This window comes from Mycolicibacterium sp. XJ870 (assembly GCF_053483975.1).
Genome location: NZ_JBEFTI010000006.1, coordinates 70,973 through 91,427 on the forward strand (window position 1 = coordinate 70,973; position 20,455 = coordinate 91,427).

The 20,455-nt window shown below is 66.7% G+C and carries 19 protein-coding genes; 8 read left to right on the forward strand and 11 right to left on the reverse strand.

The genetic code is table 11. The annotated features are described in order from the left end of the window. The first annotated feature begins 19 nt into the window (after positions 1-19). Entirely contained in the window at positions 20-679 is a 660-nt protein-coding gene (locus ABQF30_RS21155) for a DUF5642 family protein (RefSeq protein WP_448467399.1), read from the forward strand. On the opposite strand, the gene ABQF30_RS21160 is transcribed toward ABQF30_RS21155, so the two are convergent. Together ABQF30_RS21160 and soxR are read right to left on the reverse strand one after the other, a co-directional pair. Beyond that, positions 676-1,272 (reverse strand): alpha-ketoglutarate-dependent dioxygenase AlkB, encoded by a 597-nt coding sequence (locus ABQF30_RS21160; RefSeq protein ID WP_448467401.1) that lies wholly within the window; start codon positions 1,270-1,272, stop codon positions 676-678. The genes ABQF30_RS21155 and ABQF30_RS21160 overlap by 4 nt on opposite strands. Positions 1,273-1,315: 43 nt before the next feature. After that, the gene (soxR, locus tag ABQF30_RS21165; protein WP_448467403.1) at positions 1,316-1,747 is read right to left on the reverse strand and encodes a redox-sensitive transcriptional activator SoxR; all 432 of its coding nucleotides are present in this window, start codon (positions 1,745-1,747) and stop codon (positions 1,316-1,318) included. A 48-nt stretch (positions 1,748-1,795) separates the two neighbouring features. Here soxR and arcA point away from each other — a divergent pair, with 48 nt between their 5' ends. Then, positions 1,796-3,004, forward strand: coding sequence for an arginine deiminase (arcA, locus tag ABQF30_RS21170; RefSeq protein WP_448467405.1), 1,209 nt, complete (start codon positions 1,796-1,798; stop codon positions 3,002-3,004). A gap of 82 nt (positions 3,005-3,086) precedes the next feature. On the opposite strand, the gene ABQF30_RS21175 is transcribed toward arcA, so the two are convergent. Together ABQF30_RS21175 and ABQF30_RS21180 are read right to left on the reverse strand one after the other, a co-directional pair. Continuing rightward, the gene (locus tag ABQF30_RS21175; RefSeq protein ID WP_448467407.1) at positions 3,087-3,938 is read right to left on the reverse strand and encodes a hypothetical protein; all 852 of its coding nucleotides are present in this window, start codon (positions 3,936-3,938) and stop codon (positions 3,087-3,089) included. Positions 3,939-4,110: 172 nt separating this feature from the next. After that, on the reverse strand, positions 4,111-5,661 hold the full coding sequence (locus ABQF30_RS21180; protein ID WP_448467409.1) for a dolichyl-phosphate-mannose--protein mannosyltransferase: 1,551 nt from the start codon (positions 5,659-5,661) through the stop codon (positions 4,111-4,113). A 24-nt stretch (positions 5,662-5,685) separates the two neighbouring features. Between ABQF30_RS21180 and rsmI the strand changes: the two genes are divergently transcribed. After that, positions 5,686-6,528: a 16S rRNA (cytidine(1402)-2'-O)-methyltransferase gene (gene rsmI / locus ABQF30_RS21185; RefSeq protein WP_448467411.1), complete on the forward strand. Its 843-nt coding sequence runs from the start codon at positions 5,686-5,688 to the stop codon at positions 6,526-6,528. On the opposite strand, the gene ABQF30_RS21190 is transcribed toward rsmI, so the two are convergent. The 6 genes from ABQF30_RS21190 to metG form a co-directional block, all read right to left on the reverse strand. Further along, positions 6,518-6,889 (reverse strand): DUF1330 domain-containing protein, encoded by a 372-nt coding sequence (locus ABQF30_RS21190; protein ID WP_448467413.1) that lies wholly within the window; start codon positions 6,887-6,889, stop codon positions 6,518-6,520. The genes rsmI and ABQF30_RS21190 overlap by 11 nt on opposite strands. Then, on the reverse strand, positions 6,886-8,109 hold the full coding sequence (locus ABQF30_RS21195) for an aminodeoxychorismate synthase component I (protein WP_448467415.1): 1,224 nt from the start codon (positions 8,107-8,109) through the stop codon (positions 6,886-6,888). The genes ABQF30_RS21190 and ABQF30_RS21195 overlap by 4 nt, the downstream gene beginning before the upstream one ends. Positions 8,110-8,211: 102 nt before the next feature. Further along, a complete protein-coding gene (locus ABQF30_RS21200) occupies positions 8,212-9,120 on the reverse strand; it encodes an RNA polymerase sigma-70 factor (protein WP_448467417.1) in 909 nt (302 codons plus the stop codon). After that, positions 9,120-10,322: an NAD(P)/FAD-dependent oxidoreductase gene (locus ABQF30_RS21205; protein WP_448467419.1), complete on the reverse strand. Its 1,203-nt coding sequence runs from the start codon at positions 10,320-10,322 to the stop codon at positions 9,120-9,122. The genes ABQF30_RS21200 and ABQF30_RS21205 overlap by 1 nt, the downstream gene beginning before the upstream one ends. A gap of 178 nt (positions 10,323-10,500) precedes the next feature. Then, positions 10,501-11,847, reverse strand: a complete 1,347-nt coding sequence (gene gdhA, locus ABQF30_RS21210; protein ID WP_448467421.1) for an NADP-specific glutamate dehydrogenase — start codon at positions 11,845-11,847, stop codon at positions 10,501-10,503. A 1-nt stretch (position 11,848) separates the two neighbouring features. Next, positions 11,849-13,435 carry a methionine--tRNA ligase gene (gene metG / locus ABQF30_RS21215; protein WP_448467423.1) on the reverse strand — a complete coding sequence of 529 codons (1,587 nt, stop codon included), beginning with the start codon at positions 13,433-13,435 and terminating at the stop codon, positions 11,849-11,851. Between the two features lie 31 nt (positions 13,436-13,466). Here metG and ABQF30_RS21220 point away from each other — a divergent pair, with 31 nt between their 5' ends. The 3 genes from ABQF30_RS21220 to rsmA all read left to right on the forward strand — a co-directional run bounded on the left by ABQF30_RS21220 (position 13,467) and on the right by rsmA (position 16,443). Next, entirely contained in the window at positions 13,467-14,327 is an 861-nt protein-coding gene (locus tag ABQF30_RS21220; protein WP_448467795.1) for a TatD family hydrolase, read from the forward strand. An 89-nt stretch (positions 14,328-14,416) separates the two neighbouring features. After that, complete coding sequence (locus tag ABQF30_RS21225; protein ID WP_448467424.1) at positions 14,417-15,544, forward strand: resuscitation-promoting factor; 1,128 nt, start codon at positions 14,417-14,419, stop codon at positions 15,542-15,544. Then, complete coding sequence (gene rsmA, locus ABQF30_RS21230) at positions 15,541-16,443, forward strand: 16S rRNA (adenine(1518)-N(6)/adenine(1519)-N(6))-dimethyltransferase RsmA (protein WP_448467797.1); 903 nt, start codon at positions 15,541-15,543, stop codon at positions 16,441-16,443. The genes ABQF30_RS21225 and rsmA overlap by 4 nt, the downstream gene beginning before the upstream one ends. Here rsmA and ABQF30_RS21235 read toward each other — a convergent pair. Next, the gene (locus ABQF30_RS21235) at positions 16,440-17,300 is read right to left on the reverse strand and encodes a serine/threonine-protein kinase (RefSeq protein WP_448467426.1); all 861 of its coding nucleotides are present in this window, start codon (positions 17,298-17,300) and stop codon (positions 16,440-16,442) included. The two genes, rsmA and ABQF30_RS21235, sit on opposite strands and share 4 nt — an antisense overlap. A gap of 56 nt (positions 17,301-17,356) precedes the next feature. Between ABQF30_RS21235 and ABQF30_RS21240 the strand changes: the two genes are divergently transcribed. Both ABQF30_RS21240 and ABQF30_RS21245 read left to right on the forward strand, forming a co-directional pair. Next, the gene (locus ABQF30_RS21240; protein WP_448467427.1) at positions 17,357-18,325 is read left to right on the forward strand and encodes a 4-(cytidine 5'-diphospho)-2-C-methyl-D-erythritol kinase; all 969 of its coding nucleotides are present in this window, start codon (positions 17,357-17,359) and stop codon (positions 18,323-18,325) included. Positions 18,326-18,674: 349 nt separating this feature from the next. After that, entirely contained in the window at positions 18,675-20,315 is a 1,641-nt protein-coding gene (locus ABQF30_RS21245; RefSeq protein WP_448467428.1) for a fatty acyl-AMP ligase, read from the forward strand. Positions 20,316-20,455: the final 140 nt, after the last annotated feature.

The window sequence follows — 20,455 nt, forward strand, 5'->3', positions numbered from 1 at the left end:
GGCAGGTACATTTACCGCGATGCTGAACCGCAAAGTGGTACTCGTGCTGGGGTGTTCCGCCGTGTTGGTCGCCTGTGGTCAATCCGAGCCGGAGTTCCCCGACGCCGACATCGCCAACGTCACCAAGGTGCGCTCGACGTTCGGCCCGGAATTCAAGGTCAGTGACGTCGCCCCGACCGGAATCGACCCGAAAATGCTGGCGCCGCAGAAGATGCCGCCGGGGGTCAAGTTCGAACCGGCCGATTGTGCGAAGTTCGCCGAAGGTCAGGCGTTTCCCGAGGGATTGCAGGGCAACATGGCGGCCACCGCGGCCGAGGGCGCGGGCAACCGATTCATCGTGATGGCCTTAGAGACGTCGCAACCGATTCCAATCAATGATCCGGGAGAGGCCTGCAAGCAGGTGAAGTTTCTCGGGCCGGGTTCGCGTGGACAGGTCGACGTGGTCGAGGTGCCGCAGATCGACGATGCGCGCACAGTGGGCACACATCGCGTCGTCCAGACTGCCGTGCAGGGCAAGGCGCGCACCGGCGAGCTGTACAACTACGTCGCCAGCTTCGGCTCGTTCATGGTGATCGTCACCGCCAACCCATTGGTCGTGCCGGACAAGCCGGTGGCGCCCGTCGACACCCAGCGCGCCCGCGATCTGCTGGCCGCCGCGGTGGCGTCCGTACGCGGTTAACGCACGTCGTGTGGCCGGAACTGGATGCTGATGCGCGGCCCGATCAGTCTGCTGGTTTTCGGTATGGAGTGCTCCCAGGTGCGCTGGCACGAGCCGCCCATCACCAACAGGTCCCCGTGCCGGTGCTGTAGCCGCAGGGCATGCCCCCCGCCCCGGGGCCGCAACGCGAAAACTCTTGTGGCGCCCAGACCGATGATGGCCACCATGGTGTCGCGCGTGCGACTGCGGCCGATGGTGTCGCCGTGCCAGGCCACGCTGTCGTCACCGTCGCGGTAGAGGCACAGCCCGGCCGTGGTGAACGGTTCACCGAGTTCGCCGCCGTAGGTGTCGTTGAGCCTGCGGCGGATCTGCTTCAGCCGAGGGTGCGGCACCGGTTCGTTGACCAGGTGATGGAAGCTGACAAGGCGTGGCACGTCGACCACCCGGTCGTACATCTCGCGCTGTTCGGCCCGCCACGGAACGACGTCCATCAGGTCCTCGAACAGTGAATCGGCGTCGGGCAACCAGGCCGAGCGCAGCTCAACCCAGGCGCCGTTGCCGAGTTGGCGACGTTCGGCGTGCTCGAACAGCGAGCCCTGCAGCGCCAGCTCCATGCGCGCGATCCTATCGCACAGGCGTTCGATTTGTCAGGGTCGGTTACAGGCGGACGGCGCCGGGACCCTGTTGCGCCATGACGTCGCCGGGATTGGTCAGCAGGCAGGTTTTCAGGCTCAGGCAACCGCAGCCGATGCAGCCAGTCAGGTTGTCGCGCAACCGTTGCAGGTGCACGATGCGGTCGTCGAGATCCTGGCGCCAGCCCGCCGAGAGCCGGGCCCAGTCCTTGCTCGTCGGGACGCGGTCGGTGGGCAGCGAGGCCAGCGCCTCGCGGATCCGGGCCAGCGGGATCCCCAGGCGTTGCGACATCCGGATGAACGCCACCCGGCGCAGTGTCTCGCGGGCGTAGCGGCGTTGATTGCCTGAGGTGCGACGGCTGGCGATGAGCCCTTCGCGTTCGTAGAAATGCAGCGCAGAGACCGCGACGCCGCTGCGCTGCGCCATCTCGCCGGGAGTCAATTCGTGCGTGTCCATTACACCTAAACCATACTTGAGGTGACGGTTGCGGCTACCGTTCTAGGTGTGACGGATGTGGTGCTGGGCTCCAACTCCGAGGTTGGCACGCTGCGCGTCGTCATCCTGCACCGGCCCGGGCCCGAACTGCAGCGCCTGACCCCACGCAACAACGACGCGCTGCTCTTCGACGGTCTGCCCTGGGTGGCGAAAGCGCAGCAGGAGCACGACGCGTTCGCCGCGCTGTTGCGGTCCCGGGGCGTCGAGGTGCTGCTGCTGGCGGATCTGCTCACCGAGGCGCTCGCGCACAGCGGGGCCGCGCGTATGCACGGCATCTCCGCTGCCGTCGACGCACGTCGGCTGGGTTTGCCGTTGGCGCAGGAACTTTCGGCCTACCTACGCACGCTGGAGCCCGTCGCGCTGGCGCATGTCCTGATGGCCGGCATGACGTTCAACGAGCTGCCGTTCAGCGGTGCCGAACTGTCACTGGTGCGGCTCATGCATCACGGCGGCGATTTCGTCATCGATCCACTGCCGAACCTGCTGTTCACCCGCGACTCGTCGTTCTGGATCGGGCCACGGGTGGCCATCACGTCACTGGCGCTGCCGGCGCGGGTGCGGGAGACGTCGTTGACGGACCTGATCTATGCCCACCATCCGCGGTTCCTCGGTGTGCGTCGGGCCTACGAGTCACGCTCGGCGCCGGTCGAGGGCGGCGATGTGTTGCTGCTTGCCCCCGGGGTCGTCGCGGTCGGGGTAGGGGAGCGGACGACGCCGGCCGGGGCGGAAGCGTTGGCGCGCAGCCTGTTCGACGACGGCCTTGCGCACACGGTGCTGGCGGTGCCGATCGCGCAGTCCCGCGCGCAGATGCATCTGGACACCGTGTGCACGATGGTCGACGTCGATGCCGTGGTGATGTACCCGAACATCGTGGACTCGTTGTCGGCGTTCACGATTCACCGCGATTCCGGTGCGGTCCGCATCGACGACGGCAAGAAGTTCGTCGACGCGGCGGCCGAGGCCATGGGGATCGAGAAGTTGCGGGTGATCGACACCGGTTTGGATCCTGTGACGGCCGAACGCGAACAGTGGGACGACGGCAACAACACGCTCGCGGTGGCGCCCGGGGTCGTGATCGCCTACGAGCGGAATTCCGAAACCAATGCCCGGCTTGCTGATTCGGGTATCGAGGTGCTGGCGATCCCGGCGTCGGAGCTTGGTACGGGCCGCGGTGGGCCACGCTGCATGTCGTGCCCCGCGGCCAGGGACCCGGTTTAGATCGCCTCTGCGTTGAGATTGCGGTGAGCCGCCATGCGCCGATTTCGACACCAGGGCTGTGAAATCGGCGTCATCGCGACCCTCATGTCGAAATCGGCAAGTAGCCGCGGCGGGCGAACGCCTCGCGGACCCGGTGCAGGATGAATGCCCGACTGTGTTCGGCGACGACGTGTATGTCGATCCAGCCTTCGCGTTCGATCAGCTCGCTCCGGCCGATTCCATGCACGTAACTGGGACGGTCCGAGGCATGGTGCTTGCCGTCGTAGTCGAGTCCGATTTTCGGCTCGTCATAACCCATATCGATGAACGCCTCGTTGAAGCCGTCGGTCACCCGTATCTGGGTGCGCGGCCGCGGGAATCCCTCGTCGATGAGCATCAGACGCAGCCAGGTTTCCCTCGGCGATTGCGCGCCGGCATCCATCAGATCCAGTGCTACTCGCGCACTGCGGATTCCGCGTAGGCCCGGGTAGTGCGTTGCCAGCTCCAGAACCTGCCCGGCGTCGATGCCGGTGGCGGAGCCGAGCGCATCGAGGTGTTTGACCGCGGTATCGCGTGGAAGGAAACGCGCGAGGTCAAGAGCCGTCCGCAGCGGGGTGGTGACTCGTAGATCGCCGATTCGGCAAATCTCGTCGGGTCTGATGCGCTCGTCGCGCACCACGATTCCGGGTCGGCGTCGGCCATGCTTTGCAATCAACTCCACCGGAGTGTCATCGTCGATCCATTTCGCGCCGTGCAGTGCAGCAGCAGCGCGGCCCGCGATGATTGCGCGCCGCCCAGTCCACAACCATGCCGCCACTGTGTTGTCTCGCAGGGTCGGGGTGGCGTTATTGGGCAGATAGATACGTGGCTGCGTTGCGGCGTATCGCCATCGCAACTGTCCACGAGTCAACCTGCCCGCAGAGAGCGCTTCTGGCCCGATGAATGGGGTGCTCATGGCTCGGATGATCATCGGCGCGGACGACGCATCGGCGGCATCTATGCCGGCGTTGGCCCCTGGCTGGGGATGAACGTCAGAATGTGGATGACGCCGATTTCGACGCCAGGGTCGTTATGCCACGCGATCTACAGCCCTGGTGTCGAAACGGCGTGCAGCCGCAGCCAACCGCTCACCGCCAACTGGGCAACCAGATCTGCAGGTTCCACGTTGCCTGCGAAATCGGAAGGCCGGTGAGGATCGGGTACATCCACGCGAAGTTCGTGATGACCACTGCCACATAGATACACGCCACCAGAAGCCCCAATGTTCGACGCTCCGAATTCTGGTTGGGCTTGTACAGAATGTCGCCGAGGATCAGGGCTATCGCCAGCACCAGGAAAGGCGCCATCACCGTGGCGTAGAAGAAGTACATCTGCCGATCGATATCGGCGAACCAGGGCAGAAAACCCGCCGAGTAGCCGACCAGCACAGCGCCGTAGCGCCAATCGCGTCGCACCACCGCGCGCCACAATGCCCAACCGATCACCGGCACCGCGATGAACCACATGGCAGGAGTGCCCACCAGCATCACGGCTTTGACGCACGACTGTGCCCCGCAGCCGGACACATCCTGGTTGTCGATCGCGTACAGCACCGGCCGCAGCGACATCGGCCAGGTCCACGGTTTGGATTCCCACGGATGGTGGTTGCCGTCGGCGTTGGTCAGCCCGGAATGAAACCGAAAGGCGGCATAGGTGTAGTGCCACAGTGAGCGCACCGCATCGGGCAGTGGCACGATGCTGTCCTCGCCGATCGACTGGCCGACCTCGTGGCGGTCGACCGCGGTCTCGGAGGCGAACCACGGCGCATACGACGCCAGATACACCGCGAACGGGATGAGCCCCAGCGCGTATACCGCCGGGCCGACGTCGCGCCGCAGCATTCCCCGCCACGGCTGCGGCGCGTGGTACTGCTTGCGCGCGATGGCGTCGAACACGAGCGTCATAACGCCGAAAAACGCGATGAAGTACAGGCCGGACCACTTTGTCGCACAAGCCAATCCGAGCAGCACGCCAGCACCGAACCGCCACCATCGCACGCCCAGCCGCGGCCCCCATGGCGTCTCGGCAATGCGTCCCTCGATGAACGCGTAGTACATACGTTCGCGGACCTGATCGCGGTCGACCATCAAGCAGGCGAAGGCCGCCACGACGAACATCGTCAGAAACGCATCCAACAGCGCCGTGCGGGCCGACACGAAGCTGACGCCCTCGGCGATCAAGAGCAGTCCGGCGATCGCGCCCACCAGGGTCGAGCGACTGATCCGCCGGGCGATCCGCACCACGAGAAATACCAGGAGCACGCCGGACACCGCTCCGGAGAACCGCCAGCCCAAACCGTTGTAGCCGAACAGCCACTCGCCGATGGCGATCAACTGCTTGCCCACCGGCGGGTGCACCACCAACCCGTAGCCGGGATTGTCCTCGACGCCGTGGTTGTGCAGTAGCTGCCACGCCTGGGGTGCGTAATGCTTCTCGTCGAAGATCGGCGTGCCGGCATCGGTCGGGGAACCCAGGTTCATGAAGCGGGTGACCGCGGCCAGTGCGGTGATGACGGCCGTCATCGCCCAGCCCTGCAACCGGTCGATCGGACCGAAATCGGGTACCGGAATCACCGGCGCCGGACTGATCAGCGGGACCGAGCGACCGGCCGTCGGCGTATCGGTGGCAGGGGCGCTCACGCAAGCGATCGTAGGCTGTCGGGCGTGACCTCCGGCAAACTGCTTATCGGCGCTACACCGCTGGGCCAGCCATCTGATGCGTCGGCACGGCTGGTCGCGGCGCTGAAGAGCGCCGACATCATCGCTGCCGAGGACACCCGACGCATCCGCACGCTGGCCCAGGCGCTGGATGTCAGCCCGACGGGTCGCGTGCTCAGCTTCTTCGACCAGAACGAGGCAAGCCGGGTGCCCGGGTTGGTGGAAGAGATCAAGTCGGGCGCGACGGTGCTCGTGGTCAGCGACGCCGGAATGCCGCTGATCAACGACCCGGGCTACCGACTCGTGGGCGCCTGTGTCGAGGCTGGCCTGACGGTCAGCTGCCTGCCCGGCCCCTCAGCGGTCACGACGGCGCTGGCCGTATCGGGCCTGGCATCGGACCGGTTCTGCTTCGAGGGTTTCGCGCCCCGCAAGCACGCCGCCCGGATGACCTGGTTGCGGGCCCTGGCCACCGAGCAGCGCACGAGCGTGTTCTTCGAATCCCCGCGCCGGTTGGCCGAGACGCTGCGCGACGCTGTAGACGCCCTGGGCTCGACGCGGAAAGCCGTGGTGTGCCGGGAGCTGACCAAGACGCACGAGGAGATCATCCGGGGAACGCTGGCCGAGCTGGCCGAGTGGGCCACCGAGCGCGTGCTGGGGGAAATCACCGTGGTGCTCGCCGGCGCCACCCCGACAACCGATCTGCCCACGCTGGTGGCCGAGGTCGAGGAATTGGTCGAGGACGGCGCCCGGGTCAAGGATGCGTGCGCACAGGTCATCGCCGCCAATCCCGGGGCGCCTTCCCGTCGCGAGCTCTACGACGCGGTGCTGCGCGCGCGGTCTACGCAGTGATCGACCATTCCGACGTCGCGATCAGCTCACCACGCTCAAGCGCCTCGGCACGGTGCACGTGGACGGCCGCATACGCTTCGCTGGTCACCATCTCAAGAAATGCCGCGGGCGTCGGATACTCGACGACGAGAATCACGTCCCACCAGGGCTTCGCGTCGTCTCCGAGGAGAACCGCGGGCGCGGACCCGCCGTAACGGACCTTCGCCCCGGCACGTTCCAACAGCGGCGCCACCCCGGCGCCGTACTTCAAATAGCTGTCCAGACCGTTGGGCTCCTTGAACTTCAGCAGGTTCACCATCAGGACCGGCGCATCCGACGGGAAGTCGTTGAGTGCGCGGGGGATGTCGGCGGGTGTAGTCATACCGGATTGACTACCACAGTGCGGGCCCCGACGATTGAGGCCGCCTTGTGCAGGCATTCCTCCCACTCGCGGTCTGGGTCGGAATCGGCGGTGATGCCGCCACCCACACCGAGGACGGCGTTCCCCGTGGCGTCGAATTCCACGGTGCGGATCGCGACGTTCAGCTCGCAGCCCGCGACTGGAGAGGCCAAACCCACTGTGCCGCAATAGACCCCGCGTCGCGCGGGTTCCCATGAGCGCAGCAGCCGGCGGGCCCTGATCTTGGGTGTACCGGTCACCGATGCGGGGGGGAACGTGGCGTCGAGCAGGGCGGCCATCGGGACGTCGGTGCAGACCTGGGCGGTGACGGTCGAGACGAGATGCCACACCCCGGGCGCGGGCCGCACGGCGAGCAGTTCGGGCACCGTCACGGTCCCGGTCACTGCGACTCGGCCCAGGTCGTTGCGGACGAGGTCGACGATCATGATGTTCTCGGCGACATCTTTGACCGACGCCAGCAGGCCCGCCGGATCGGCGTCACTCGGCAGGGTCCCTTTGATCGGGCTGGAGGTCACCGAGGTGCCGCGCCGGCGGAGAAACAGCTCCGGGGACAGCGACGCCACCGCACCCCACTCGCCCGCGACATAGGCAGCGCGCGCTGGCGCCGTGCGGGCTACCGCGTCGACGAAGAAGTCCAGCGGTGCTCCGTCGATGTGCCCGGTGAACTGTGTGCACACGCAGGCCTGGTACACCTCGCCCGCCGCGATCGCCTCCAGGCAGGCGATCACCCCGTCGCGGTGGCGTTCTCGGTCCGGTGGTGCCCAGTTCAGGGCGTACGGCTGGGGCGGCGCGGGGGGCAGGTTCTGAAGCCACGCGGGAAGCGCTGCGCCACTGAGGCTTTCGAACCACCAGTCGCCGTCGACGTCCTGGCGCAGTACGCAGTCCGACCACCCGCCGGCGGCCTCGGGAACGCGCGGCGACGCACCGTCCGCACCCGGGTCGGGGTAGGACAGATAGCCGAACCAGCCGCCGCCGACAGCGCTGCCGTCGGTGCCGGGGGGTACGTCGAAGGCTGCATCGACGGGAGCGGCGGTAACCGACGGAGCGATGACCGCCAGGGAACCGAACCAGTCACCGATCAATGCGGCCGGCGGCGCCAGACCCGCATGGGACGCGGCGGCGGCGACGCGACGCAGCACCCCGGGCGCGTCGCCCAGGGCGCCGAGCCGCTCGATCCGCATGCAGCTAGCTTGCGGCTTTCCGCGAGCAGACGCAAAATCGCACAAATGCGGGGGATTACATGCGAGTTTGTGTCTGCTCGCCGGGGCAAGGCGAGGGGAAAGTTAGCGGCTGATCGTCCGGGGGATGTCGATGCCGGTGAGCTTGTCCGGATTGCGCATGGCGTAGAAGTGGGTGATCTTTCCGTCGGCGACCTCGACGGTGATCACTCCCTCCATGCTGTCGCCCAGGTACAGCTTCAGCGCGGGGGCGTTGTTGTACATCGCCGGTTCGACGCGGGCGGACTCGCCACCCACCCGCATCAGCCCGATGATGAGCCTGGCCACCGCATCGGCACCCGATATGGGCCTGCGGGCGGCGCTGCGCTTGCCTGCGCCGTCGGCGGTCCACACCACGTCGGGGGCTAGCAGCTTCAGCAGCCCGTCCATGTCTCCGGTCCAGGCCGCCTCGAAAAACCGCTCGGTGATCTCTGTCGACACCTTCGGGTCGACGGGCTCAAACCGCTTGCGCCGCGATTGCACGTGTTCGCGGGCGCGGTGCGCCATCTGCCGCACCGCGCTCGCGGATTTGCCTACCGCTGAAGCGATCTCGTCGTGGCTGAAGCCGAACACCTCGCGAAGCACGAAAACCGCTCGCTCGTCGGGCGTCAGCGTCTCGAGCACCACGAGCATGGCCATCGACACCGACTCTGCGAGCACCACGTCGGCTGCCCCGTCGCGATGATCGAGCAGCAACGGCTCGGGCAACCACGGGCCCACATAGTCTTCGCGCCGCCGGGATTCAGCGCGCAGCGCGTTGAGCGCCTGCCGGGTGACGAGCTTGGCCAGATAGGCCTTGGTGTCGGACACCGTAGCCAGATCCACCTCGGCCCAGCGCAGGTAACTCTCCTGCAGCACATCGTCGGATTCGGTTGCCGTGCCCAGTATTTCGTAGGCGATGGTGAACAGCAACGGCCTCAGAAGCGTGAACCGTTCGGCGTGCTCGGTCGAGTTTCCTGCGCTGGGTGACGTCATCAGATTTCGTTGCTCCTCGTGTCCGCGCCGACCAGCGTCTCCTTGTATGCCTCGGCGACCTGGCGTTCCCGATTGCCGCCCTTGAACCAGAAGTACGAGCCGGGCTTACGTCCTTCCTTGCCCAGGAATATCACCGTTCCGCGGCACACCTGCTCCTTGATGAAGGCAGCGGTGCGTCCACCGATGTAGATCCTGCGTGGGCGGTCGTCGGAGTGCGAGATCTGCACGGTCCCGTACTTGCGCCCGATGCTCACGCACTGGCCGGTGAAGGCCTGGTTCAACGCCGCGGGCTCGTTACCCGCGATCCGGGCCAGCACGGTGTTGGCTGCTTGGATGCCCATCGGGCCCGCGGCCTGGCAGCTCATCCGCAGCGGAACACCCGACGGTGAGGCGGCGTCGCCTGCCGCCACGATGCGGTCATCGTCGATGCTGGTGAGGGTTTCGTCGGTGTGCAGCCGGCCCAGCCCGTCGGTGGTCAGCCCGCTGGCCGCGGCCAACCCTGGCACCCCGAAGCCCGTCGTCCACACGGTCACGGCGCTGGGCAGCCGGTTCCCGTCGGCCATCAGAACCGCATCCGGCTCGACGCCGGCGACCAGGATGTCCGGGCCGTCGATGATGGCGACACCGAGCTTGGTCAGCGCCTTGACCACCGACCGACGCGCCTGGGCGCCCAACGACGCCCCGACCACATCGGTGACGAGCGTGACGCGGCGGCCTGCCTCGGCGAACTCGCCCGCGGTCTCGATTCCGGTGAGCCCGCCACCGACCACGACCATCGGAGCCGATACCGGCACATCCTGCAGTCGGGTGCGCAGCCGCTGGGCGTCCTCGAATTCGCTGACAGGATAGGCGAATTCGGCTGCACCGGGCACCGAGGCAGGCACTCCGGCCGTGCTGCCGACGGCGTAGATGAGGTAGTCGTAATCCAGCACCTCGCCCGAGGTCAGCTCGACCTGGCGGATCTCGGCATCGATGCGGGCGGCACCGTCGACACGCAGCCGGACCCGATCACCGAGCACCTTGTCGTAGGCCTGGGTCGCTTCGTAGTTCCCGGCGGCCATCTGGTGCAGGCGGATCCGTTCGACGAACTCGGGCCGCGGATTGACGAGCGTGATGTTGACGCGGGGATCGCTCTGCAGGTGGTTGGCGGCCAGTACGCCTGCGTATCCGCCGCCGATGACGATCACATGTGGCTGGTTCATGATGTCTCCTGTTCTCCAAGGGCTTGTGCCCTCAAGACACCGCGCGCCGCCGGAATGTGACAGGGCGTGACGAGCGTCACTTTCTTCGCAACCGCGATTGTGCGAACCGATACGCACTCTTGCGCGAGCCGCGTATGAAACCGCACATCCGGGCGGAGTTTTGCCGACCGCTGGCTGCCTACACCAGGCCGAGTGCCAGCATCGCGTCGGCAACGCGGATGAACCCCGCGATATTCGCCCCGGCCACGTAATTGCCGGGCTGGCCGTACTCGTCGGCGGTGGACAGACAGCGGCCGTGGATCCGTCGCATGATCTCGGCCAGACGCGCCTCGGTGTCGTCGAACGTCCACGAGTCGCGCGACGCATTCTGTTGCATCTCCAGCGCGCTGGTGGCCACGCCGCCCGCGTTGACGGCTTTTCCTGGCGCGAACGTCACCCCGGCCTCGTCGAACAGCTTCACCGCCTCGGGGGTGCACGGCATGTTGGCGCCTTCGGCGACGATCCGGCAGCCCGAGGCGATCAGCTGCTCAGCCTCGGCGCCGGACACCTCGTTCTGGGTGGCGCTGGGCAGGGCGATCTCACACGGCACCTCCCATATGCTGCCGCCCGGGATGAATTGACATGTGCCGTCCCGTATTTCGGCGTACTCCTCGATACGGCCCCGGCGCACCTCCTTGATCTCCTTGAGCAGGTCGAGGTCGATGCCCTTCTCGTCGAGGACGTAGCCGCTGGAATCCGAGCACGCGACCACGGTCCCGCCGAGCGCGTGGACCTTCTCGATCGCGTAGATCGCGACGTTGCCCGCACCGGACACCACCACCCGCTTGCCGTCGAACGATTGTCCTGCGGCACGCAGGATCTCGTCGACGAAGAACACCGTGCCGTACCCGGTGGCCTCGGTGCGGACCTGTGATCCGCCCCAGGTCAGCCCCTTGCCGGTGAACACGCCGGATTCGTAGCGATTGGTGATCCGCTTGTATTGCCCGAAGAGATAACCGATCTCACGCATGCCGACGCCGATATCGCCGGCGGGCACATCGGTGTACTCGCCGAGGTGGCGGTACAGCTCGGTCATGAAGGACTGGCAGAACCGCATGATCTCGTTGTCGGAGCGGCCTTTCGGGTCGAAGTCCGATCCGCCCTTGCCGCCGCCGATCGGCAGCCCGGTCAGCGAGTTTTTGAAGATCTGCTCGAATCCGAGGAACTTGACGATGCCGAGGTAGACCGACGGGTGAAACCGCAGCCCGCCCTTGAACGGCCCCAGCGCCGAGTTGAACTCGACGCGGAAACCCCGATTGATCTGCACGGCGCCGGCGTCGTCGAGCCACGGCACGCGGAAAATGATCTGGCGCTCGGGCTCGCACAGCCGGCGGATCACCGCGCCGTCGGCGTACTCCGGATGTTTGGCGACGACCGGGCCGAGGCTGTTGAGCACCTCGTACACGGCCTGATGGAACTCCATCTCGCCCGCATTGCGCTGCGCCACTTCTTCATAAATGGCCTGGAGTCTCTCGTGAAGTGGCATGTCAGTCCACCTGATACCGCGGGAACACGCCGGTGGGCGCAGGCAATGGAACACCGGGCTTGATCCGGGTTTCGAGCGCGGCGAAGCTGCGCTCGTCGCCGGGCTGGCCCAGCAGGTCGAGCAGCTTGGCCGTCGACTCCGGCATCACCGGCTGCAGCAGCAGCGTCGCTATTCGAACCACCTCCATCGTGGTGTACAGCACCGTGCGGAAACGTTCCTGATCCGCCGGGGCATCGGACTTGCGCAACACCCAAGGCTCCTGGGCGGAGAAGTATCTGTTCGCGGCCCCCAGCACCGACCAGATCGCTTCCAGCGCAAGGTGCATGGCCGGGATGTCGTAGTGCGCGCGCACCTGCGCGAGCAGACCGTCGGCAGCGGTCAGCATGGCGGTGTCATCGGCGTTCAGCTCACCGGGATCCGGCACCACGCCGTCGAGATTTTTGGCCACCATGGACAGCGAGCGCTGCGCGAGGTTGCCCAACTCATTGGCCAGGTCGGCGTTGATCCGCCCGATGATGGCCTCTTCGCTGTAGCTGCCGTCCTGGCCGAACGGGATCTCGCGCAACAGGAAGTAGCGCACGGGGTCGACTCCGAATCGATCCGCCAGATCAACTGGGTCTATTACGTTGCCCACCGACTTACTCATCTTCTCGCCCTTGACGTTGATGAAGCCGTGCGCGAAGACCCGTCGCGGAAGCTCGATGCCGGCCGACATCAGGAACGCCGGCCAGTACACGGTGTGGAACCGGATGATGTCCTTGCCGATCATGTGCAGATCGGCCGGCCAATACTTGACGAACGCCTCCGAGGAGGTGTCTGGGAAGCCCACGCCCGTCAGGTAATTGGTCAGCGCATCCACCCATACGTACATGACGTGGTCGGGATGGTCGGGGACCGGAACGCCCCAGTCGAACGTGGTCCGCGAAATCGACAGATCGCGTAATCCGCCCGAGACGAAACTGACCACCTCGTTGCGGCGGACGTCGGGCCCGATGAACTCGGGGTGCGCCGCGTAGTGCGCGAGCAGCCGGTCGGCGTAGGCCGACAGCTTGAAGAAGTAGGTCTGCTCTTCGGTCCAGGTGACGGGCGTGCCGGTTTCGATGGCGACGCGTGTGCCGCCGTCACGCAATTCGGTCTCGTCCTCCGCGAAGAAACGTTCGTCGCGCACGGAATACCAGCCCGCATAGGTGCCCAGGTAGATGTCACCGGAGTCGAACATCGCGTTCCAGATCTCCTTGGACGCCTCGTAGTGGTCGGCGTCGGAGGTGCGGATGAACCGGTCGAACGAGACGTCGAGCTTCTCTTGCATCTGCTGGAAGACATCCGAGTTGCGCCGCGCGAGGTCTGCGGTCGGGATGCCTTCGGCGGCGGCGGTCTCGGCCATCTTGAGCCCGTGCACGTCTGTGCCGGTGAGGAACCGCACGTCGAATCCGTCGAGCCGCTTGAACCGGGCGATCGCGTCGGTGGCGGTCTTCTCGTACGCGTGACCGATGTGCGGCGCACCGTTGGGATAGTCGATGGCCGTAGTGATGTAGTAGGCCTCGGGGGCGCGCGTCCCCGCGCCGGGGGAAGACAAAGACTTGCTCATCAGGGCTCCCACTCTATTGTTCGGGGGTGTGGTGACAAAAAGCTCGCAGCGTTCAGCCAGGGAGAGGCCACCCGCCCCAGAGCCGTTGGCGCCACTGGTCGACGCCCACACCCACCTCGACGCGTGCGGGGCCGAAACCGCCGACGATGTACGGGCGATCGCGGACCGCGCGGCGGCCGTCGGCGTGCAGCGGCTTGTCACGATCGCCGACGATCTGGCGGCGGCGCACTGGGCGACCACCGCGGCCGACGCCGATGAGCGGGTGTATGCCGCCGTGGCGCTGCACCCGACCCGCGCCAACGCGCTCACCGACGACGCGAAGGCAGACCTTGAGCGACTGGCTGCCCATCCGCGCGTGGTCGCGGTCGGGGAGACCGGGATGGACATGTACTGGCCCGGCCGATTGGACGGCTGCGCGACGCCGCAGGAGCAGCGCGACGGCTTCGCGTGGCACATCGATCTGGCCAAGCGCACCGGCAAGCCGCTGATGATCCACAATCGCGACGCCGACGCCGAGGTGCTCGACGTGCTGCGCGCCGAAGGGGCGCCGGAGACTGTGATCTTCCACTGCTTTTCGTCGGGGCCGCAGATGGCACGCACCTGCATCGACGCGGGCTGGGTATTGAGCCTGTCCGGCACGGTGAGCTTCAAAAACGCCCGTGAACTGCACGGGGCCGCCCGGTTGATCCCGGCCGGGCAGCTGCTCGTCGAGACCGACGCGCCCTACCTGACTCCCCATCCGTTCCGCGGGGCGCCGAATGAGCCGTACTGCCTGCCATACACTGTGCGGGCACTTGCAGAGTTGCTGGACCGGCCGGCCCAGGAGGTCGCATCCGAGACCGCGGCCACTGCGGCGCGTGTCTACGGGCTTGACGAGAGTTGCCGGTCCTAGTTTGTTAGTCAGGACGCTTTTCGTTACCGTCTTGTGATCATCCGCTTGACTGGCAGCGGTGAACTCTGCCGTCAACACCGGGGAGAACTGTGGACGCACTGAACAAACTTCATGAATCGCGATCGCCGATGCTCCGTGGTGTCGTGGGTGCCGTGCTGGTCACCCTCGTCGCAGCCGGCGGTTTCGCGGTCTCGTCCCACAAGACCGTGACGTTGACGGTCGACGGCGCGCCGATGACCGTGACGACCATGAAGTCCCGGGTGATCGACGTCGTCGAGGAGAACGGGTTCGACGTCGGCGAACGTGACGATCTCTATCCCGCCGCCGAGCAGACGGTGCACCAGTCCGAAAAGATCGTGCTGCGTCGTAGTCGACCGCTGCAGGTCTCGCTCGACGGCCAGGACAGCAAGCAGGTGTGGACCACCGCCTCGACGGTCGACGAGGCGCTCGCGCAACTGCGGATGACCGACAAGGCCCCGGCCGCGGCGTCACGCGGCAGCCGCGTACCCCTGGCGGGCATGGCGCTGCCCGTGGTGAGCCCCAAGACCGTTCACATCAACGACGGCGGCGTGGCGTCCACGGTGCACCTGGCCGCGCCGAACGTGGCCGGCCTGCTGCAGGCCGCAGGCGCCCCGCTGGAGCAGAACGACACCGTGGTTCCGCCCGCCTCGGCACCGGTCGTCGAGGGAATGGCAGTCCGGGTGACCCGAATGCGCATCGAAAAGGTCACCGCGCGGGTGCCGCTGGCGCCGGGCAATAAGCGCATCGAGGACGTCACGCTCAACATGAGTCGAAAGATCGTGGAAGACCCCGGTGCGCCGGGCAGCCAGGACGTAACATTTGCCATTGCAAAGGTTAACGGAGTGGAAACTGGCAGGTTGCCAGTAGCCAATGTCGTCATCGAACCGGCCCGCGACGGTGTGCTGCGGGTGGGCGCAAAGCCCGGCACCGAGGTGCCACCGGTTACAAACGGGGCCACCTGGGATGCCCTCTCGCAGTGCGAAGCGGGAGGTAATTGGGCCATTAATACAGGCAACGGATTTTACGGCGGCGTCCAATTTGACCAAAACACCTGGGAGCGACAGGGCGGTCTGCGGTATGCTCCGAGAGCCGACTTGGCGACAAGAGAAGAGCAGATTGCGATTGCTACGGTGACGCAGGCCCGGCAAGGGTGGGGAGCTTGGCCGACGTGTAGCGGGAGGATTGGGGCGCGCTGACTATTCGACTGCTCGGGCGGACCGAGATACGACGCTTGGCCAAAGAGATCGACTTTCGGCCACGCAAATCATTTGGACAAAACTTTGTCCACGATGCCAACACAGTTCGGCGAATTGTGTCGGCTTCCGGCGTCCATCGCCAAGACCACGTTCTCGAGGTCGGGCCGGGGCTCGGATCGCTGACACTCGCACTGCTGGATCGGGGTGCACACGTCACCGCAGTGGAGATCGATCCGCTGCTGGCGCGGCAGTTGCCGACCACGATCGCCGAACATTCGCACAGTGAGATCAACCGGCTCACCGTGCTCAACCGGGACATCCTGACGCTGATGCCGGCCGATCTCATCGATCAGCCGACAGCACTCGTCGCGAACCTGCCCTACAACGTCGCGGTGCCCGCGCTGCTGCATCTGCTGGCCGAATTCCCGTCCATCCGGACGGTCATGGTCATGGTGCAGGCCGAGGTCGCCGAACGCCTCGCTGCCGAACCGGGCGGCAAGGAGTACGGCGTGCCGAGTGCCAAGATGCGTTTCTACGGAAACGTGCGCAGGCACGGCATGGTCTCGCCGACGGTGTTCTGGCCGATTCCGCGGGTGTACTCCGGGCTGGTCCGGCTGGACCGGCACGAGGCACCGGCATGGCCGATGGACGCGGAGTTCCGCGACGAGGTGTTCAACCTGATCGATATCGGGTTCGCGCAGCGTCGCAAGACCTCGCGCAACGCGTTCGCGGATTGGGCGGGCTCGGGCAACGAGTCGGCGGAGCGACTGCTGGCTGCCAGCATCGACCCGTCGCGTCGTGGTGAAACGCTGGCCATCGCCGACTTCGTCCGGCTTCTGCAGCGGTCCAAGGAAGCCGCGGGTGAAGACGCAGCCGGGGAGAAGATCCGCGCGACCTAAAACTGAAGCGCTTCGGCGATCAGGTTGATGAACTCGGTGCACGACTCATAGCGCCGATCCGGGGTTTTCGCCATGGCTTTGGCGAGGATCGAATCGACGGCGTGCGGGATCCACGAGGTCTGCCGCGAGATCCTCGGTGGCGCACTGTACAGCTGCTCCTCGACCATGCCCACAGCGGTTTTCGCGGTGAACGGCGGTGAACCGGTCAGCAGCTCGACCGCCGTGCAGGCCAGCGCGTACTGGTCGGTGGCTGCCGAAGGTGCTCGGCCCGTGAGTAATTCGGGTGCCGAATACGGGAGCGACGCCTGAACGGGAGTGCGTGGCTCCGGTGCCTGATGGGTGATGCGTTTGGCGGGGTCGAGGGTGAGTCGTCCGATGGGGTCGTGTGACAGACGCGCCGCCACGTCCTCGGCGACAGAGTGCGCGACGCCGAAGTCGATCAGGACGGCCCTCGAGAACGGCTCGTTCACAAGGACATTGGCGGGCTTGACATCACAGTGGACGATTCCGCGCCGGTGCGCGTGGTCCAGCGCTGCGGCGATCTGGACCAGGGCGCTGATCCGGTCACTCGTGGTGGGTAGCGCGCCGGCCGTCGCACCGACGATGAGTTCCATGGCCAGCCAACCCGGGCCGGTGTCGTAGACCGTGACGATGTTGGGATGCTCGAGCCGACGGGCGAAGTCGAACTCGCGCTGTAGCCGCGCCAGCTGATCGGGCTTGCGGTGCTGCTCGTCGAGGACTTTCAGCGCGACTGTGCGGCCGGCAGGGTCGCTCGCCCGGTACACCACGGCCCAGCCGCCGCGGCCCAACACGTCCTCGACGGAGTATCCCGCGATGGCGGGTGAGCCGGGCTCCACGCTCACAGCCTAGGTTCACCGGCAGTGACCGGGCCGACGGCGATAGTGTCGTGGCCGTGTCCGCATCTGACGGCAGTACCGCATCCGAGTGGGTCCCCACCGGATCGGTCACCGTGCGCGTACCCGGCAAGGTGAATCTGTACCTGTCCGTCGGAGACCTGCGAGATGACGGCTACCACGATCTGACCACGGTCTTTCATGCGGTGTCGCTGCTCGACGAGGTGACCGTGCGCAACGCCGACGTGCTGTCGCTGACGATGTCGGGGGAGGGCGCGGAGTCGCTGCCCACCGATGAGCGCAACCTGGCGTGGCGGGCCGCCGAGCTGCTGGCCGACCACGTCGGCCGGGCGCCGGATGTCGCGATCAGTATCGAGAAATCGATTCCGGTGGCCGGCGGCATGGCAGGCGGCAGTGCCGACGCGGCGGCGGTACTGGTGGCGATGAACACGCTGTGGGAGCTCGGTGTGCCGCGGCGCGATCTGCACGCCCTGGCCGCCCAGCTGGGCAGCGACGTGCCGTTCGCGTTGCACGGCGGTACGGCGTTGGGGTCCGGGCGCGGTGAGGAGCTTGCAACGGTGCTCGCCCGCAACACGTTTCACTGGGTACTGGCGTTCGCCCGTCGCGGGCTGTCGACCCCGAAGGTCTTCGGGGAGTTGGACCGGCTGCGGGCCGACGCGGCTCGCGGTGAGCTACCGCGTGCCGAGGAGCCCGAGCCTGTTCTGGCCGCGTTGGCCTCCGGTGATCCCGCCGAACTGGCGTCGCTGCTGGGCAACGATCTGCAACCGGCTGCGCTGAGCCTGTATCCGGACTTGCGCCGGACCCTGCGGGCGGGCGTCGAGGCCGGCGCACTGGCCGGCATCGTGTCGGGGTCCGGGCCCACGTGCGCATTCCTGTGTCCGTCGTCGACGGCGGCGGTGGATGTGGGTGCTCAGCTGTCGGGGGCCGGCGTGTGCCGGACCGTCCGGGTGGCCAGTGGTCCGGTGCACGGCGCGCGCGTCGTCCCGGCCCCGTCGCCGTCGATCTGAGCCGGTTCGACCCGCCGCCGACGAGTGTGACGCACGCCTCAATTGTCACGACAGTTTGGCAGTTACTTAAGGGTCTCTTAAGATGATCGACGGTGAAAGCTAGCGGTCAAGCATCGGACGCGACTTACTCGCCCGCCGTACTTGTGGGCGGGCGGTCGCACAGCCGTGTGGCCAATACCGGAGCCGCGGCTCCCGCAACGCTGCGGGAGACGGCTGTGCCCATCCGGAGGCCATCACCGAACCGAGACATAACTGCTTCCCAATTGTGCGCGCGCGCCTATCCAAAAGCGCCGCTCACGGGGCGGAGCATGGATAACCGGGCAATGGCGCCGGTTTCGAGGAGGTCGTCGTGAGCAGATTCACCGACAAGATGTACCGCAACGCCCGCGAGAGCAATCGCGGCATGGTGACCGGCGAACCGCATGAGCCGGTGCGGCACACCTGGGGTGAGGTGCACGAGCGGGCCCGGTGTGTCGCCGGCGGCCTGGCCGCCGCAGGCATCAGCCACGGCGATGCCGTGGGCGTGCTGGCCGGCTACCCGGTGGAGATCGCGCCGACCGCGCAGGGCGTCTGGATGCGTGGGGCGAGCCTGACGATGCTGCACCAGCCGACCCCGCGGACAGACCTGGCGGTGTGGGCCGAGGACACCATGAACGTCATCGGAATGATCGAGGCGGACGCCGTCATCGTCTCCGAGCCGTTCACTGTGGCGATCCCCGTGCTCGAAGAGAAGGGCATCAGGGTCCTCAAGGTCTCCGACCTGCTGGCCACCGACCCGATCGACCCCGTCGAGACCGGTGAAGACGATCTGGCGCTCATGCAGCTGACGTCCGGTTCCACAGGGTCTCCCAAAGCCGTGCAGATCACGCACCGCAACATCTACTCCAACGCCGAGGCCATGTTCATCGGCGCCGAGTACGAGGTTGACAAGGACGTCATGGTCAGCTGGCTGCCGTGCTTCCACGACATGGGCATGGTGGGCTTCCTGACCATCCCGATGTACTTCGGTGCCGAGCTGGTCAAGGTCACCCCGATGGACTTCCTGCGCGACACGCTGCTGTGGGCCAAGCTCATCGACAAGTACAAGGGCACCATGACCGCGGCGCCCAACTTCGCCTACGCGTTGCTGGCCAAGCGGCTGCGGCGCCAGGCCAAGCCGGGCGACTTCGACCTGTCGACGCTTCGATTCGCGCTGTCGGGTGCCGAGCCCGTCGAGCCGGCCGATGTCGAGGACCTGCTCGACGCGGGCAAGCCGTTCGGGCTGAAGTCGTCGGCGATCCTGCCGGCCTACGGGATGGCCGAGACGTGCCTGGCGGTGTCCTTCTCCCCGTGCAATGCCGGTCTGGTGGTCGACGAGGTCGACGCCGACCTGCTGGCTGCCCTGCGGCGCGCCGTGCCCGCCACCAAGGGCAACACCAAGCGGCTGGCCTCACTGGGCCCGCTGTTGACGGACCTGGAGGCCCGCGTCGTCGACGAGCACGGCGACGTCATGCCTGCCCGCGGTGTCGGCGTCATCGAGCTTCGCGGGGAATCGCTGACCCCCGGCTACATCACGATGGGTGGCTTCCTGCCTGCCCAGGATGAGCACGGCTGGTACGACACCGGCGACCTGGGTTACCAGATGGAGAACGGCCACATCGTGGTCTGCGGCCGCGTCAAGGACGTCATCATCATGGCCGGGCGCAACATCTACCCGACCGACATCGAGCGGGCCGCGGGCCGTGTCGAGGGCGTGCGCCCCGGCTGCGCTGTCGCGGTGCGCCTCGATGCCGGACATTCTCGCGAAACCTTCGCTGTCGCAGTGGAATCCAACGCGTGGCAGGATCCGGTCGAGGTGCGTCGCATCGAGCATCAGGTGGCCCACGAGGTGGTCTCCGAGGTCGACGTGCGCCCGCGCAACGTCGTCGTGCTGGGACCCGGCACCATCCCGAAGACGCCGTCGGGCAAGCTCCGCCGCGCGAACTCGGTCTCGCTCGTCACCACTCCGTAGCGCTCCCTTTGCCTCGGAGGCTCCCTTTGCCTCGCGAGCTCCCTTTGCCTCGCGAGCGTGCGGGTCTGCCGGGCGACACACCGTTCACGGGCGGCGGTTAGTGCACGGTCGCCGCGGGTCAGCGTGCGCCTCGGCTGCCC

Coding starts and splice junctions, on each gene's coding strand:
- ABQF30_RS21155 (WP_448467399.1), top strand. CDS start 20: ATGCTGAACCGCAAAGTGGTACTCGTGCTGGGGTGTTCCGCCGTGTTG.
- ABQF30_RS21160 (WP_448467401.1), bottom strand. CDS start 1,272: ATGGAGCTGGCGCTGCAGGGCTCGCTGTTCGAGCACGCCGAACGTCGC.
- soxR (WP_448467403.1), bottom strand. CDS start 1,747: ATGGACACGCACGAATTGACTCCCGGCGAGATGGCGCAGCGCAGCGGC.
- ABQF30_RS21175 (WP_448467407.1), bottom strand. CDS start 3,938: ATGAGCACCCCATTCATCGGGCCAGAAGCGCTCTCTGCGGGCAGGTTG.
- ABQF30_RS21190 (WP_448467413.1), bottom strand. CDS start 6,889: ATGACTACACCCGCCGACATCCCCCGCGCACTCAACGACTTCCCGTCG.
- ABQF30_RS21195 (WP_448467415.1), bottom strand. CDS start 8,109: ATGCGGATCGAGCGGCTCGGCGCCCTGGGCGACGCGCCCGGGGTGCTG.
- ABQF30_RS21200 (WP_448467417.1), bottom strand. CDS start 9,120: ATGACGTCACCCAGCGCAGGAAACTCGACCGAGCACGCCGAACGGTTC.
- ABQF30_RS21205 (WP_448467419.1), bottom strand. CDS start 10,322: ATGAACCAGCCACATGTGATCGTCATCGGCGGCGGATACGCAGGCGTA.
- gdhA (WP_448467421.1), bottom strand. CDS start 11,847: ATGCCACTTCACGAGAGACTCCAGGCCATTTATGAAGAAGTGGCGCAG.
- metG (WP_448467423.1), bottom strand. CDS start 13,435: ATGAGCAAGTCTTTGTCTTCCCCCGGCGCGGGGACGCGCGCCCCCGAG.